We start from the raw sequence: 17,873 nt of genomic DNA on the forward strand, positions 1-17,873 counted from the left end.
CGGTCGACGGTGGTGTCGGGTGAGCCGGAGGCGTTGGAGGAGTTGCTGGGGCTGTGCGAGGAGCGGGGGGTGCGGGCGCGTCGGATTCCGGTGGACTACGCCTCGCACTCGGTGCAGGTGGAGGAGGTTCGGGAGCAGATCCTGAGCGACCTGGCCGACGTGGCACCGGTGTCCTCCACCGTGCCGTTGTACTCGACGCTGACTGGCGCCCCGATTGATACGGCGTCGATGGACGCGGGGTACTGGTTTGACAACTTGCGTTCCACGGTCCGGTTCGAGGACGCGACTCGTGCTCTGTTGGCTGATGGCCGGTCGGTGTTTGTGGAGTGCAGTCCTCACCCTGTTTTGGCCGTCGGTGTCCAGGAGACGGCCGAGGCTGCGGACGCGGATGCTGTGGTGGTGGGTTCGCTCCGTCGTGACGAGGGTGGTGAGGAGCGTTTCCTGACGGCGCTCGCGGAGGCGTGGGTGGCGGGTGTCGACGTCGACTGGTCTGCGGTCGTCCCGGCCGGACATCGCGTGGACCTGCCGACCTACGCCTTCCAGCACGAGCGCTACTGGCCGCGCCCGATGGTGTCCGGTGATGTGTCTGCGGTGGGCCAAGTCGGCCTGGATCATGCCGTGTTGGGTGCGGTCGTCAGTCTGTCGGGTGGCGGTGCGGTGCTGACGGGGCGGTTGTCGCAGTCGTCGCACGCATGGCTCGAGGACCACGCGGTATGGGGACAGGTACTGGTGCCTGGTACCGCGTTCGCGGAGCTGGCACTCCGCGCCGGTGACCAGGTGGGCAGTGGGTTCCTGCGTGAACTGGTGCTGCAGACACCGCTGGTGCTCTCCGCCCGAGCCGGTGTCGCGCTACAGGTCAGCGTCGGTGCGCCCGACGATTCCGGTGACCGTCCCGTCGAGGTGTTCTCCCGTCCCTCCGACGACGCCGAATGGGTGTGCCACGCGACCGGTCTGCTGGGCGAGGCCCCCGCGAACGTGCCTGCCGAGTCGGCGGCGTGGCCGCCGCCCGGCTCGCGGCCGGTGGATGTAGCCGGTTTCTACGACGGATTGGCGGATGCCGGCTACGGCTACGGTCCGGCATTCCAGGGCCTGCGGGCCGTATGGCGCGACGGGGACACCGTCTTCGCCGAGGTGGAGTTGCCCGAGGCGGTCGACGCCGCAGGTTTTGGCGTACATCCGGCGTTGCTGGACGCGGCCCTGCACGCCGTCGCGGTCACCGCCGATACCGACTCCGGCACCCGGCTCCCCTTCGCATGGAACGGCGTCGCACTCCACGCCACCGAGGCGACCGTACTCCGCGTCACACTCACCACCACCCCCGAGGGCCTGAACGTACGAGCCACCGACCCCACCGGCGCCCCCGTCGTCACCATCGACACCCTCGTACTGCGCGAGATCACCCCCGACAGCCTGCGGGATGCCGGCGAACAGGGCGTACGCGACGCTCTGTTCGCCGTCGACTGGACCGTGCTGCCCGACCCCGGCACCACCCCGCCCGACACCTCCCAATGGCTGCGCCTCGACCTCACCGGATCGACCCCGGCAGACGGCACCCCACCGCCCCCCGTCGCGCTCCTCACCCTCCCCCGACCCGCGCCCGACGCGAACCTGTCGGCGGACACCGTCCACCACACCACCCGCGACGTGCTCCGCACCGTCCAGAACTGGCTCGCCGACGACCGGTACCTCGACACCCGTCTGGTGGTCGTCACCCGCGGAGCGGTGCCCGCCGTACCCGGCCAGACGGTGACCGACCTCGCCGGAGCGGCGGTCTGGGGCCTGCTGCGCTCCGCACAGTCCGAACACCCCGGCCGTATCGTCCTGCTGGACCGCGACCCCGCCGTCACCGACGACGACGTCTGGCCGCACTGGGCCGTCATCGACGGCGAACCACAGCTCGCGATACGCGACGGCGAGGCCTGGGCACCCCGTCTCGCCCGCCCACACGCCGACGGCCTGCCCCTCCCCGAAGGACCCGCAGCCTGGCGACTGGACGTCATCGACGAGGGAACCCTCGACAACCTGGCGATGCTCCCCGCGCCCGACGCCGACGCGCCGCTCTCCGCCGGCCAGGTACGGGTGGCCGTACGCGCCGCCGGTGTCAACTTCCGCGACGTGCTGATCGCGCTCGGTATGTACCCGGGCCAGGCGCAGATGGGCGCCGAGGCGGCCGGCATCGTGACCGAGACCGGCCCCGGGGTGACCGAACTCGCCGTCGGAGACCGGGTGTTCGGCTTCTTCACCGGTGGTATAGCCTCCCGCGCGGTCACCGATCGCCGACTGCTGGCCCCCGTGCCCACCGGCTGGTCCTTCGCGCAGGCGGCCGCCGTACCGGTCGTGTTCGCCACCGCGTACTACGGGCTGGTGGACGTGGCCGACGCCCGGCCGGGCGAATCGGTGCTGGTGCACTCCGCCGCGGGCGGCGTGGGCATGGCAGCGGTACAACTCGGCCGCCACCTCGGCCTGGAGGTGTTCGGCACCGCCAAGCCCAGCAAGTGGGACACACTGCGCGCCGCCGGCCTGGACGACGCGCATATCGCCTCCTCCCGGGACCTGGCGTTCGAGGAGCGTTTCCGGGCCGCGAGCGGCGGCCGTGGCGTGGACGTGGTGCTGAACTCGCTCGCGGGCGAGTTCGTCGACGCGTCCCTGCGACTCCTCGGTGACGGCGGCCGGTTCGCCGACCTGAGCCGCACCGACCTCCGCGACGCCGCGCGGGTCGCGGCCGACCACCCGGGCGTGCGCTACCAGGCGTTCAACCCTGCCGAGGCCGGCGCCGACCGGGTACGGGAGATCCTCAGCGAGGTTCTCGACCTGTTCAACGCCGGCGTACTGGGCCTGCTGCCGGTCACCGCGTGGGACGTACGGGACGCGGTGTCGGCGTTCCGGCACATCAGCCAGGCGCGGCACGTGGGCAAGAACGTGCTCACGGTACCGACGCCGCTCGACCCCGACGGCACGGTCCTCATCACCGGCGGTACCGGCACGCTCGGCGGCCTGCTTGCCCGGCACCTGGTCATCGGACACGGCGTACGGAACGTACTGCTGCTCAGCCGGCAGGGCGCGGACAGCGCCGGCGCGACCGAACTCCTCGCCGACCTGTGCGCCTTGGGCGCGCAGGCGACCGTCGCGGCCTGCGACGCCGCCGATCGCGCCGCGCTGGCCGACGTACTGGCGGCGATACCGGACCGGCATCCGCTGACCGGTGTGATCCACGCGGCCGGCGTCCTCGACGACGGCGTCTTCGAGTCGATGACCCCGGAGCGGGTCGAGGCGGTGCTCCGCCCCAAGGTGGACGCCGCCGTCAATCTGCACGACCTCACCCTGGACACCGACCTCGCCCTGTTCGTGCTCTACTCCTCCGCCTCGGCCACCCTCGGCACCGGAGGCCAGGCCAACTACGCGGCCGCCAACAGCTTCCTCGACGGGCTCGCCTCCTACCGTCGCGCCCGTGGACTGCCCGCCCAGTCCCTCGGCTGGGGCCTGTGGCAGCAGGCCAGCACCATGACCGGCCATCTGCTCGACGACGCCACCCCGACCGGAAGCCGGACGGGCCCCACCCTGGGCACCGAGCAGGGCCTGGCGCTGTTCGACGTCGCAGCCGCGACGCACACCCCGCATCTGCTGCCGATCCCCCTCGACCTCGGCCGAGGCGGCGAGGTCCCCGCACTGCTGCGCGGCCTGATCCGCCCGGCCGGCCGACGCGCGGCCGGCCGGAACGAGGGAACCCGCACCACCCTCGCCACCCGGCTGCACGGACTGTCCGCCGCCGACCGGCGCGACCTCGTACTGGACCTCGTCCGAGGTAACGCCGCGACCGTCCTTGGCCACGCCCGGGCCGAGGCCGTCGGCGCCCGCCAGGCCTTCCGCGACCTCGGCTTCGACTCGCTCACCGCGGTCGAACTCCGTAACCGGCTGAACTCCGCGACCGGGCTCCGGCTCCCCGCCACCCTCGTCTTCGACCATCCGACCCCCACCGCGCTGGCCGAGTACCTCGGCACCCGCCTGGGCGGCGAGCCCGCCCCCGTGCCGGCCACGCGCCCGACGACCGCCGCCCCACCCGGCGAACCCATCGCGATCGTCGGCATGGCCTGCCGGCTCCCCGGCGGAGTCACCTCACCGGCGGATCTGTGGCCACTGGTCAGCGACGGCGTGGACGCGACCTCCGGTTTCCCGGCCGACCGGGGCTGGCCGTTGGACATCGTCGGCGCCGAGGCGGCGCGCGGCGGATTCCTCGACGGGGCAACGGAGTTCGACGCCGCCCTGTTCGGGATCTCACCGCGCGAGGCCCTCGCCATGGACCCACAGCAGCGGCTGCTGCTCGAGGCCGCCTGGGAGGTGTTCGAGTCCGCCGGTATCACCACCTCGGACGCGCACGGCTCGTCCACCGGCGTGTTCGTCGGTGCCGCGCACGCCCAGTACGGCTCCGGCATGCGACTGCCGGACAACGCGCTCGGGCATCTGATGACCGGCACCACGACCAGCGTGGCGTCCGGCCGCCTGGCGTACACCTTCGGCCTTGAGGGGCCGGCCGTCACCGTCGACACCGCGTGCTCCTCATCGTTGGTGGCACTCCACCTGGCCGTGCAGGCACTGCGCAACGGCGAGTGCGAGATGGCGCTCGCCGGCGGTGTGACCGTCCTCGCGACCCCGGGTGTGATCACCGAGTTCGACCGCCAGCGCGGTCTGGCCTCCGACGGACGCTGCAAGGCGTTCTCCGCCGACGCGGACGGTACCGGCATGTCCGAGGGCGTCGGCCTGCTGCTGGTGGAGCGGTTGTCCGACGCGGAGCGGCTCGGCCACGAGGTACTGGCTGTGGTGCGGGGGAGCGCGGTCAACCAGGACGGCGCGTCCAACGGTCTGACCGCGCCGAACGGCCCCTCCCAGGAGCGGGTGATCCGGCAGGCGCTGGCCAACGCGCGGCTCGCGACGTCGGAGGTCGACGCGGTCGAGGCGCACGGTACGGGCACCAAGCTCGGCGATCCGATCGAGGCGCAGGCGCTGCTGGCGACGTACGGACAGGGCCGGGACGAGGACCGTCCGCTGTGGCTGGGTTCGGTGAAGTCCAACATCGGTCACACCCAGGCCGCCGCCGGCGTCGTGGGAGTCATCAAGATGGTCCTTGCGATGCGGAACGGGGTATTGCCGCCGACGCTGCTGCACGCGGACGAGCCCACCTCGCACGTCGACTGGTCGACCGGCGCGGTCGAACTGCTCACCGAGTCACGCCCATGGCCGCTGTCCGACCGTCCCCGGCGGGCCGGAGTGTCCTCGTTCGGTATCAGCGGCACCAACGCGCACGTCATCCTGGAAGCCGCGGAGCCCGCCCCCGCCCCCGCCGAGGCCACGCCCACGTCCACGCCCGGCCCGGTCAGCTGGCTGGTCTCCGCGCATACGCCCGACGGCCTGCGCGCCCAGGCAGAACGACTGGCAACTGCCATCTCTGAGGCGGGAGATGACGCGTACGACGTCGCCTGGTCGCTGGCTACCACCAGGACCGCGCTGGACCACCGTGCGGCGGTCGTCGGCGACGGCCACGGCGAGCTGGTCGCGGGGCTGGCCGCGTTGGCCTCCGGCGATGCCGCCGCGAACGTGGTGTCGGGTGCGGTCGGTGAGGGACGTACGGCGTTCCTCTTCACCGGGCAAGGTGCGCAACGGGCCGGTATGGGCCGTGGGTTGTACGAGGCGTACCCGGTGTTCGCCGAGGCCTTCGACGCGGTCTGCGCGGAGCTGGACCGGAGGCTGGAACGCCCGGTGCGAGACGTGGTGTTCGACGGCACCGACCTCGATCAGACGGTGTGGACGCAGGCCGGATTGTTCGCGGTCGAGGTCGCGGTGTTCCGGCTGTGGGAGTCCTGGGGTGTGGCCCCGGACGTACTGCTGGGGCACTCGATCGGCGAGATCGCGGCCGCCCACTGCGCCGGGGTGTTCTCACTCGCCGACGCGTGTGAACTCGTCGCCGCGCGAGGCCGGTTGATGCAGGAGCTGCCCTCCGGCGGGGCCATGCTGGCAGTGCAGGCGACCGAGGCAGAGGTGGTCGAGGACGTACAGGGCCGGTTGGACGTCGCGGCGGTGAACGGACCCTCGTCGGTGGTGGTCTCCGGTGACGCCGCGGTGGTCGAGGAGTTCACCGCGAAGTGGTCGGGGGAGGGGCGCAAGACCAGCCGGTTGACGGTGTCGCACGCCTTCCACTCGGCGTTGATGGAGCCGATGCTGGCGGACTTCGCCACCGTCGTGGAGTCGGTGAGCTACTCCGAACCCCGTATCCCCGTGGTCGCCGCGATGGCAGGCGCGAAGCTGTCCACTCCCGAGTACTGGGTGCGCCAGGTACGCGAGACCGTCCGATTCGCCGACGGCGTACGGGAGGTGACCGAACGCGGCGTCACCCGCTTCGTGGAGGTCGGCCCCGACGGGGTGCTCTGCGCAATGGCGCAACAGACCGCCGCCGAAGCGGTGTTCGCTCCGGTACTACGCCGTGACCGGGACGAGCACGAGACCGCCCTGGCCGCGGTCGGCCGGCTGTGGGCCGCCGGTGCGGAGATCGACTGGCCGGCGGTGCTGCCCGCAGGCCGCCGAGTCGCGTTGCCCTCGTACGCCTTCCAGCGGGAGCGGTACTGGCCCGAGCCATTGGCGGCGGTCGACCCGGCTGCGCCCGTCGACGCGGACGAGGCGCGCTTCTGGGCGGCGGTCGACCGCGCAGACCTGACCGAACTGGCCGACACCATCGGCCTGTTGGACGCATCCGACCATCTGAACGCCGTGGTTCCCGCGCTCTCCCAGTGGCGGCGCTCCCGCCACCAGGAGTCGGTGATCGCATCGTGGCGCTACCGCGTCACCTGGACCCCGCTCAACCACCTCGCCGGCACCACCGCCACTCTCTCCGGCACCTGGCTGGTCGCGGCCGCCCCGGCCGACGCCGAACCGGCCGCCCGCCTCGCCGAGGCGCTCCGCGCCGGCGGCGCCGAGGTCGCCCTGCTGGACCGCGAAGCCGACCAGCAGGATGCCAACGCGTTCGCCACCGTCCGCGGAGTCATCGCGCTGGCCTCGTCCTCCGCCGCGGTCACCGAAACGGTGGCGCTGCTACGGCAGTTGGACGACGCGGAGCTGGACGCACCGGTGTGGATGCTCACCAGCGGGGCGGTATCGATCGGTCGCTCCGATCCGCTGCGCGAGGTGGCCCAGGCGCAGGCCTGGGGACTCGGTCGGGTGGCGGCGCTGGAACAGCCGCGCCGCTGGGGCGGTCTCATCGACCTCCCGGCCGAGTTCGACGCCCGCGCCGCCCGCATTCTGGTGTCCGTACTGGCCGGTGGCACAGGCGAGGACCAGGTCGCCGTACGGACCTCCGGCGCGTACGCCCGCCGTCTGGTACGCGCCGCCGCCGGCGAGTCGACCGGTACGCCGTACACGCCCTCCGGGACCATCGTCATCACCGGCGGCACCGGAGCCCTCGGCATGCGGGTCGCCCGCTGGCTGGCCGAACGGGGCGCGCCGCGCCTGGTACTGCTCGGACGCCGGGGTTCCGACACGCCGGGCAGCACCCAACTGGCGGCCGACCTGGCGGCGCACGGAACTGAGGTGACCATCGTCGCCTGCGATGTCACCGACCGTAAGGCGCTGGCAGCCGTGCTGGACGCGATCCCCGAAGAGCACCCGCTGACCGGCATCGTGCACGCGGCCGGCGCCGCACAGGCCGTACCGCTCGCCGACACCGACGAGGCCGAGATCGCCCGCGTCCTGGACGTCAAGGTGACCGGTGCGGCTCATCTCGACGCGCTGACGCGTGAGGTGGACCTGGACCTGTTCGTGGTCTTCTCCTCGATCGCGGCGACCTGGGGCAGCGGCGGGCAGGGCGTCTACGCGGCCGCCAACGCCCACCTCGACGCGCTCGTCGAGCAGCGGCGGGCGCGCGGACGCAGCGGTACCTCGGTGGCCTGGGGCCCGTGGGAGGGCGACGGTATGGCCGGGCAGGGCGGGGCCGAGGAATACCTGTACCGCCACGGCCTGGTCGCGATGGCGCCGGACCTCGCCATTCGCGCGCTCCAACGCGCGGTGGAACTCGACGAGAGCTGCGTGACCGTCGCCGACGTGGACTGGGAGCGGTTCGCCCCCGCCTTCGCCTCCGGCCGGGACAGCGCACTGCTCGCCGAACTGCCGGAGGCAACAGCGGCGCTGGCCCCGGCGTCCGCCGCCGCAGACCGGGGCGCGACCTTCCGCGACGAACTCGTCGCGGCACCCGAGAGCCGCCGCCACGGCATGCTGCTCGACCTGATCCGGGCGCGTGCGGCCGTCTCCCTCGGACATGCCTCCCCGGAAGCGATCGAGCCGGAACGGTCCTTCCGCGACCTTGGCTTCGACTCGCTCACCGCCGTCGAACTACGCAACCTGCTCGGTGCGGAGACCGGTCTTGCCCTGCCGGCCACCCTTGTCTTCGACCACCCCAACCCCACCGCACTGGCCGAGCACCTGTCCGCCGAGCTCCTGGAGCACACCGGCCCGGTCACCGGCACCACCACCGACGGCGTCGGCGTCGTGGACGAAGCGATCGCGATCGTCGGGATGAGCGCCCGCTACCCGGGCGGGGTGCGCTCCGCCGAGCAGCTGTGGGACCTGGTCGCGAACGGTGTCGACGGAATCGCCGAGTTCCCGGCCGACCGCGAGTGGCCCAAGGACGTCGTGACCGGAGCGGCCGCGCGAGGCGGATTCGTGGACGGGGCAACGGAGTTCGACGCCGCGCTGTTCGGGATCAGCCCACGTGAGGCGCTCGCCATGGACCCGCAGCAGCGGCTGCTGCTCGAAGCCTCCTGGGAAGCGTTCGAGTCGGCGGGGCTGAATCCGCGCTCGCTGCGCGGCCGGCCGGTCGGCGTGTTCGCCGGCGCCTCTTCCTCGGGATACGGAGGTCCCAGCGACGGTCTCGAAGGCGCCGACGGGTATCTGCTGGCCGGCACCGCCAACAGCGTGATCTCCGGCCGGGTGGCGTACACCTTCGGTCTGGAGGGGCCGGCGGTCACCGTCGACACCGCGTGCTCCTCGTCGCTGGTGGCGCTGCACTGGGCGGCGCAGGCGTTGCGCAACGGTGAGTGCGAGCTGGCGTTGGCCGGCGGTGTGACGGTCATGGTGTCGCCCGCGGCGTTCGCCGAGTTCGACCGGCAGAACGGACTGGCCTCCGACGGGCGCTGCAAGTCGTTCGCGGGCGGCGCGGACGGCACCGGCTGGGGCGAGGGCGTGGGCGTCCTGGTACTGGAGCGGCTCTCCGACGCTCGGCGCAACGGCCACGAGGTCCTCGCGGTGGTGCGCGGCAGCGCGGTCAACCAGGACGGCGCGTCCAACGGCCTGACCGCGCCCAACGGCCCGTCCCAACAGCGCGTCATCCGCAAGGCGTTGGCCACCGCGGGACTGGAACCGAACGAGGTCGACGTCGTCGAGGCACACGGCACCGGAACCCGCCTGGGCGACCCCATCGAGGCACAGGCGCTGCTGGCGACCTACGGCCAGGACCGGGATGAGGACCGCCCGCTGTGGCTGGGCTCGATCAAGTCCAACATCGGCCACACCCAGGCGGCTTCCGGCGTGGCGGGCGTTATCAAGATGGTCATGGCCATGCGACACGGCGTACTCCCCGCGACCCTGCACGTGGACGAGCCGACCCCGCACGTCGACTGGTCCACCGGCGCGGTGGAACTGCTCACCGACGCCCGGCCCTGGACGGTCACCGACCGGCCGCGCCGGGCCGGGGTGTCGTCGTTCGGCATCAGCGGTACCAACGCGCACATCGTGCTGGAGAACGCGCCGTCGTCCGACGGTGAGGTACCTGTACCCGCGCGCTCCCCACGCCCGCTGGGCTGGACGCTGTCCGCGAAGACCGCCGACGGTCTACGGGCCCAGGCCGCGCGACTGCGCGGGCTGGTAGCCCAGCGCCACGTCGACCCGTACGACGTGGCCTGGTCGCTGGCCACCACCCGGGCGGCCCTGGACCACCGCGCGGTGGTCGTCGGCACCGAACGGGACGAACTCCTCGCCGGCCTGGCCGCGTTGGCCGACGGCGGGACGGCCGCACACACGCTGTCGGCTGAGGCTACGCGGGGGCGTACCGCGTTCCTGTTCACCGGCCAGGGCGCGCAGCGCGCGGGCATGGGACGCGGACTGTACGAGACGTTTCCGGAGTACGCGGACGCGTTCGACGCCGTCTGCGCCGAACTGGAACCGCACCTGGAACACCCGGTACGGGAGGTGGTGTTCGGCGGCACCGGCCTGGACCGGACGGTGTGGGCGCAGGCCGGGCTGTTCGCCGTGGAGGTCGCGGTGTTCCGGCTCCTCGAGTCCTGGGGCGTGGTCCCTGACCTCCTGCTCGGCCACTCGATCGGCGAGATAGCCGCCGCGCACTGCGCCGGGGTGTTCTCGCTGCCGGACGCGTGCCAACTCGTGGCGGCGCGCGGGCGGTTGATGCAGGCGTTGCCCGCTGGTGGGGCGATGCTCGCGGTGGAGGCGACCGAGACCGAGGTCGTCGAGGTGATCGAAGGCCGGCTGGACATCGCGGCGGTGAACGGCCCGTCGTCGGTGGTCGTGTCCGGCGCGGCCGAGACGGTCGAGGAGTTCGCAGCGCTCTGGCGCGGCCAGGGGCGTCGTACGAGCCGGTTGACGGTGTCGCACGCGTTCCACTCGGCGCTGATGGAGCCGATGCTGGCCGAGTTCGCCGCCGCGCTGGAGAAGACGGGCTTCGCCGAGCCCCGTATCCCCGTCGTGTCCAACCTGACCGGCCGGCCGGCCGAGCCCGGACTTCTGACCAGCCCGGACTACTGGGTACGGCAGGTCCGCGAGACGGTCCGGTTCGCCGACGGGGTCGAGTCGTTGCGGCTCGAGGGCGTGACCCGCCTGGTGGAGCTGGGGCCGGACGGTGTGCTGTGCGGGATGGCCCAACAGGCCGACATCGGCGCCGTGTTCGCCCCGGCCCTACGAGCCGACCGGGACGACGCCGCCACCGCGCTCCTGGCCCTGGCCCGACTGTGGACCGACGGCGCGGAGGCCGACTGGTCGACACAGGCGCCCGGCGGCCGCCGGATCGCCTTGCCCACCTACCCGTTCCAGCGGGACAGGTACTGGCCGCGTGCCACCACTGTGGCCACGCAACCAGGCGCCCACACGACGGACTCCCGCTTCTGGGACGCGGTCGAGCACGAGGACATCGACGCGCTCGCCGACATCCTGGACGACCCAGGTACTCCGGACCTGCTCGGCGCGGCGCTGCCGGTGCTCTCCTCGTGGCGGCGGCAGCGGCGCAAGGAGTCCGCGATCGACTCCTGGCGCTACCTCGCGACCTGGCGCCCGGTCGCCGACCTGCCCGCGACCCCGGTACTGACCGGCCGCTGGCTGGTCGTCGTCCCCGAGTACCAGCCGACCCCCGCCCCCGCCCAAGAGGTGTCCTCCGCGCTCGTCGGCGCGGGCGCCGAGGCCGTCCACCTCGTACCCACCAGCACGGACCGGGCGGCCCTCGCCGCCCAGCTCGCCGCGGCCGGGCCGGTGAGCGGGGTGGTCTCACTCGCCGCCTGGGCGGACGACGCGACCCCTCGAACCGAACTGTCCGCCGGCCTGCAGCTGACCCTGTGTCTGCTCCAGGCGCTCGGCGACGCCGGAATCGACGCCCCCCTGTGGGCGTTGACCAGCGGCGCCGTCTCGGTCGGACGCTCGGACGCGGCGCCCGCCGCGGTGCCGGCGCAGATCTGGGGACTCGGCCGGGTCGCGGCACTGGAACAGCCGGACCGTTGGGGCGGCCTCCTCGACGTCCCGCCCGTGCTGGACGCCAGAGCCGGAGCACGCCTCGCCGCCGTCCTCGGTGGCGGCACCGGTGAGGACCAGGTGGCGGTGCGCGCGGCCGGTGTGTACGGGCGTCGCCTGGTGCGCGCCGAGTCCGCCGGCAGCACCCCGTGGTCGCCGTCGCGGCCGGGTGCCGTGCTGGTGACCGGTGGTACCGGAGCGCTCGGCTCGGTGGTCGCACGCTGGCTCGCTGAGCGGGGCGTACCCCACGTGGTGCTGATGGGCCGACGTGGTACGCGGGCTCCGGGCGTGGCCGAACTGGTCGCCGAACTGGCCGACTTCGGCACCCGGGTAACGGTCGAGACCGGCGATGTCACCGACCCTGCGGCGTTGGCCGGCGCACTGGAGCGGCTCCCGGCCGAACACCCGCTGATCGGTGTGGTGCACGCCGCCGGGGTACTGGACGACAGCACGCTCGACGCGCTCACGCCGGAACGCTTCGAGACGGTACTGGCCGCCAAGGTGCCCGGACTGGTCGCACTCGACGAGGCGACCGGGGGAGCGGAGCTGGAGTTCTTCGTCGCGTTCTCCTCGCTGGCCGGAACGGTGGGCAGTGCGGGACAGGGCAATTACGCCGCCGCCAACGCCTTCGTCGACGCGTGGATGCACGGCCGCCGAGCCCGCGGGCTGCCCGGCATCTCGGTCGCCTGGGGGCCCTGGGCCCAGGACGGTATGGCGGCCGACGACCAGGCGGTCGCCGACCGGCTACGGCGCGGCGGCCTGTCCCCGCTGGACCCGGAACTGGCCGTCGCGGCGCTGGCGGGGGCCCTGGCGACCGGCGACCAGGACCCGGTGATCGCCGATATCGACTGGCCGCTGTTCGCGGCCGGACTGACCGGCACCCGCCCCAGCGCGCTGCTGACCGAACTGCCCGAAGCGGCGTCCCCCCGTACCCCGGCCACCGAGGCAGGGCCGGCCGCGGAGTTCCGGGCGGAGCTGACGGCGGCACCGGCGGGCCGGCGCGACGCGCTGCTGCTGGCGGCGGTCCGCTCGTGGGCGGCGACGGTACTGGGGCACGGTTCGGCGGAGGCGGTGGGTGCCGGTCAAGCGTTCCGGGACCTCGGCTTCGACTCGCTGGCGGCCGTGGAGTTCCGGAACCTGGCCGGCGTACGGACCGGACTGCGGCTGCCCGCCTCCCTGGTCTTCGACCGGCCGACCCCCGCGGAGTTGGCGCGGTTCCTGGGTGAGGAACTGTTCGGAAGCGAAGAGGTGTTGACCCCGGCCGTCGAGCCCGCGACTGGCTCCGCCACCGAGGTGGACGAGCCGCTGGCGCTGGTCGGAATGGCGTGCCGGCTGCCCGGCGGCGTCGGCTCCCCCGACGAACTGTGGGACCTGCTCACCGGCGGGGTGGACGCCATGACGACGTTCCCCACCGACCGAGGCTGGGATCTCACCGCGCTGCCCAACTCCCCCGCGCTGCGCGGCGGTTTCGTCGACGGCGTCGCGGAGTTCGACGCGGGGCTGTTCGGGATCAGCCCGCGTGAGGCGCTGGCGATGGACCCCCAGCAGCGGCTGCTCCTCGAGACGGTGTGGGAGGCCTTCGAGTCCGCCGGGGTGGACCCGCGCGCGGTACGCGGCCGTTCCGTCGGGGTGTTCGCCGGCACCAACGGACAGGACTACCCGGTGGTGCTGGCCGGATCCGCCGACGAGGGCCTGGACGCCCACGCGGCCACCGGCAACGCGGCGGCGGTGCTGTCCGGCCGGGTGTCGTACGCCTTCGGCCTGGAAGGGCCGGCGCTCACCATCGACACGGCGTGTTCGTCGTCGCTGGTGGCGCTCCATCTGGCCGCGCAGGCGCTACGGCGCGGCGAGTGCGATCTGGCACTCGCCGGCGGTGTGTCGGTGATGTCCACCGAGGCGGCGTTCACCGAGTTCGCCCGGCAGGGCGGCCTGGCCGACGACGGCCGCTGCAAGGCCTTCTCGGCCGACGCGGACGGCACGGGCTGGGGCGAGGGCGCCGGCGTACTGCTGGTGGAGCGGCTCTCGGACGCCCGCCGCAACGGGCACCAGATCCTCGCGGTGGTACGCGGCAGCGCGGTCAACCAGGACGGCGCCTCCAACGGTCTGACGGCGCCCAACGGCCCCTCCCAACAGCGGGTCATCCGGGCGGCGTTGGCGGACGCGCGACTGTCGCCGTCGGAGGTCGACGCGGTCGAGGCACACGGTACGGGCACCAGACTCGGCGACCCGATCGAGGCGCAGGCGCTGCTGGCGACGTACGGCCAGGACCGGGGCGCCGACCGGCCGCTGTGGCTCGGCTCGATCAAGTCGAACCTGGGCCACACCCAGGCGGCCGCCGGTGTCGCGGGCGTGATCAAGATGGTGCTTGCGCTACGACACGGCACGCTACCGCCGACGCTGCACGCCGATGAGCCCACTCCGCAGGTGGACTGGTCGGCCGGCGCGGTGGAGTTGCTGACCCAGGCGCGACCGTGGCCCGAGGCGGGCCGCCCGCGCCGGGCGGGCGTCTCCTCGTTCGGCATCAGCGGCACCAACGCCCACATCATCCTGGAGGCCGAACCGGCCCCGGCGGACGATCCGGCCCCGGCCGATCACCCGACCGACGGGACGACACCGCCCTGGCTGGTGTCCGGCCGGTCCGCCACCGCCCTCGCCGCGCAGGCGAGGCGACTGCACGACGCCCTGTCCGCACAGCCGGATGCGGCACCGACGGACGTCGCCAGATCCCTGCTGTCCCGAGCCGACTTCGAGCACCGCGCGGTGGTCATGGGCGCCGGCTACGACGACCTACTGGCCGGCCTTGCCGCACTGGCCACCGGCGAACCGGCCGCCGACCTGATCTCGGACACGACCAGCGAGGGGCGTACGGCGTTCTTGTTCACCGGGCAGGGCGCGCAACGAGCCGGTATGGGGAGGGAGCTGTACGAGGCCTTCCCGGCGTACGCCGACGCCTTCGACGCGGTCTGTGCCGAGCTGGACCTGAAGCACGAACTCCCCGTGCGGGACGTCGTGTTCGACGGCGACGGTCTTGACCGGACGGTGTGGGCCCAAGCCGGCCTGTTCGCCGTCGAGGTGGCGGTCTTCCGGCTGCTGGAGTCCTTCGGTGTGGTCCCCGACGTTCTGCTCGGCCACTCGATCGGGGAGATCGCCGCCGCTCACTGCGCGGGAATCCTCTCCCTCACCGATGCCTGCGAACTCGTCGCCGCACGCGGTCAGTTGATGCAGGCGCTCCCCGCCGGCGGCGCGATGCTCGCGGTCGAGGCGACCGAGGCCGAGATCCTCGACGCCGTGCGCGGCCGGTTGGACATCGCCGCGGTGAACGGTCCCTCGTCGCTCGTGGTCTCCGGTGCGGCCGAGGCGGTCGAGGAGTTCGCCGCGAAGTGGTCGGCGCAGGGCCGCAGGACCAGCCGGCTCACGGTGTCGCACGCCTTCCACTCGGCTCTGATGGAGCCGATGCTGGCCGAGTTCGCGAAGGTCGTGCAGTCGATGACCTTCGCCGAGCCCCGTACCCCCATGATCCCCGCGATGGCCGGCGCGGACCCGACCGCACCCGACTACTGGGTGCGCCAGGTCCGCGAGACCGTCCGATTCGCCGACGGGGTACGGCAGTTGGCCGAACAGGGCGTCACCCGCTTCGTGGAACTCGGCCCGGACGGCGTGCTGTGCGCGATGGCGCGCCAGTCCGGCGTGAGCGGCGTCTTCGCACCGGTCCTGCGGCGGGACCGCGACGAGGTGCGCACGGCATGGGCAGCACTTGGCCGGATATGGGCGGTGGGCGTCGACGTCGACTGGGCGGCGGTGATACCCGCACACGGCCGACGGATCGCCCTGCCCACGTACGCCTTCCAGCGCGATCGGTACTGGCCGGAGCAGGCAGCCGCGGTGCCGGCGCCGGCCGGGGGACCGGTCGAGTCCCGGTTCTGGGCGGCGGTGGAACGCGAGGACGTGACCGAGGTCGCGAGCGCCCTGCGGTTGGTCGCCCAACCGGAGGCGCTGGCGGAGGTTCTGCCGGCACTGTCGTCGTGGCGACGCCAGACACGGCAGAACGCGGCGGTGGACGGCTGGCGCTACCGGGTGGAGTGGACCCCGGCCGCGATACCGGACGCCACCCTGGACGGCACCTGGCTGCTGGTCACCGAGGCGGGCGACGAGAACGGCGTCGGCGTCGGCGTGGGCGACGCACTACGCGCGGCCGGCGCCCACGTCGTACCTCTGACGATCGACGCGACCCGCCCCGACCGGCAGGAGCTGGCCGCCCAACTCGGCGCGGCAGTGGTCGGCGACGTCAGCGGAGTCGTCCTCCCGGCGGGCCACCAGGCCGACCTGGCGGTGGCCCTCACACTCACCCAGGCCCTCGGCGACGCCGAGTGCACCGCCCCGCTGTGGATCCTGACCCGCGGCGCCGTCGCGGTCGACGCCACGGACCGGGTCACCCGGGCCGAACACGCGCGGCTGTGGGGCTTCGGACAGGCCGTGGCGCTGGAACACCCGCACCGCTGGGGCGGCCTGATCGATCTGCCCTCGGGCGGCGACCAGGACCTGACCCAGCTGGCCGCCGTACTGCGCGGTGACGCAGGGGAGGACCAACTCGCCCTGCGCGAGGGCCAGTTCCGCGCCCGCCGCCTCGTCAGGGCGGACCAACCGGAACCCGCCGCACCCTCCTGGACGCCGTCTCGACCAGGCACGGTACTGGTCACCGGCGGCACCGGCGCACTGGGCGCCTCGGTCGCGCGGTGGCTCGCCGAACGCGGGGTGGCGCATCTGCTGCTCGCCGGTCGCCGCGGTGCGCCGGCACCGGGAGCCGACGAGCTGCTCGCCGAACTGAAGGCCCTGGGCGCGGATGTCACGGTCGCCCGCTGTGACGTCGCCGACCGGGACGCGGTAGCCGAACTGCTCGCCGCCGTACCGGCCGATCGTCCCCTGCTCGGCGTCGTCCACGCCGCGGGCGTCGCCCAGTCCGGCCCGGTGGCGACCACCCCGCTCTCGGATATCACGCAGATCACTGAGGGCAAGGTGCTCGGCGCGGCCCATCTGGACCAGCTCACCAGGGACGCCGATCTGGAGCTGTTCGTGGTGTTCTCCTCCATCGCCGCCACCTGGGGCAGCGGCGGTCAGGCGCTCTACGCGGCCGGAAACGCGTATCTGGACGCGCTCGCCCAGCGCCGCGCGGACCACGGCCTCGCCGCCACCTCGGTGGCCTGGGGCCCGTGGGCCGGCGCCGGTATGGCGGCGTCCGGGGAGGCGGAGGAGTTCCTGCGTCGCCGCGGCCTGGCACCGCTTGACCCGGCGCTGGCGGTCGCCGCGCTGGCACAGGCGGTCGATGGCGGCGAGACGACGCTGACCGTCGCCGATGTGGACTGGACCCGGTTCACCCCGGCGTTCACCTCCGGCAGGCCGAGTCCGCTCCTGCGCGAACTGCCCGAGGCGACCCGCGCCGTAGCGCTGACCGAGACACCCACCGAGGATGAAGCCGACACCGGGCTACGGGCCCGACTCGCCACGCTGAGCACCGCCGAGCGACTGGCCGAACTGACGGAGCTGATCAGAGGTGCGCTGGTCGTCGTACTCCGCTACGCCGCGCACGAGCAGATCGACAGTAGCCGCCCCTTCCAGGACCTCGGCTTCGACTCCCTGACCGCCGTCGAGTTCCGGGACCTGTTGGCACGCGAGTGCGGTACGCCGCTCCCGTCGACGATCGTCTTCGACTACCCGACGCCGGCCGCCCTCGCCGACCATCTGCACGGCACGCTGCCCGGCGCCGATCCGGTCACCGACGTCGAGCCACTCATCGGGGCACTGGACACGCTGGAGGCGGCGATGGCCGACTCACCGCCGGACGGACTGTCCAAGGCACGGGTCACCGTCCGTTTGCAGGCCTTCCTCGACAAGTGGACCGCCGACCAACCGGACACCGCCGAGAGCACCGCGACCGACCGTATCCAGGCCGCCGACGACGACGAGCTGATCAACCTGATCCGCGACCAGCTCGGCGACGGAGCATCACCGGCGCCGGAACCAGGGGTGGCATAGGGGTACCGCCCACGATGAGGTGACAAATACGTTGCTCGAAATCGCTCCCCAAGGAAATTCGATGCCATTGAGGAGAG

At 73.0% G+C, this 17,873-nt stretch carries 1 protein-coding gene; it reads left to right on the plus strand.

All coding sequences use genetic code 11. The features are described 5' to 3' along the window. Window positions 1-12 precede the first annotated feature (12 nt). Window positions 13-17,796, plus strand: a complete 17,784-nt coding sequence (locus tag ACIBCK_RS38330) for a type I polyketide synthase (protein WP_399397896.1) — start codon at window positions 13-15, stop codon at window positions 17,794-17,796. The last annotated feature ends 77 nt before the right edge of the window (window positions 17,797-17,873 follow it).

It is taken from the genome of Streptomyces sp. NPDC051218 (genome assembly GCF_044455475.1).
In the GTDB taxonomy this organism is placed as follows: Bacteria; Actinomycetota; Actinomycetes; order Streptomycetales; family Streptomycetaceae; genus Streptomyces.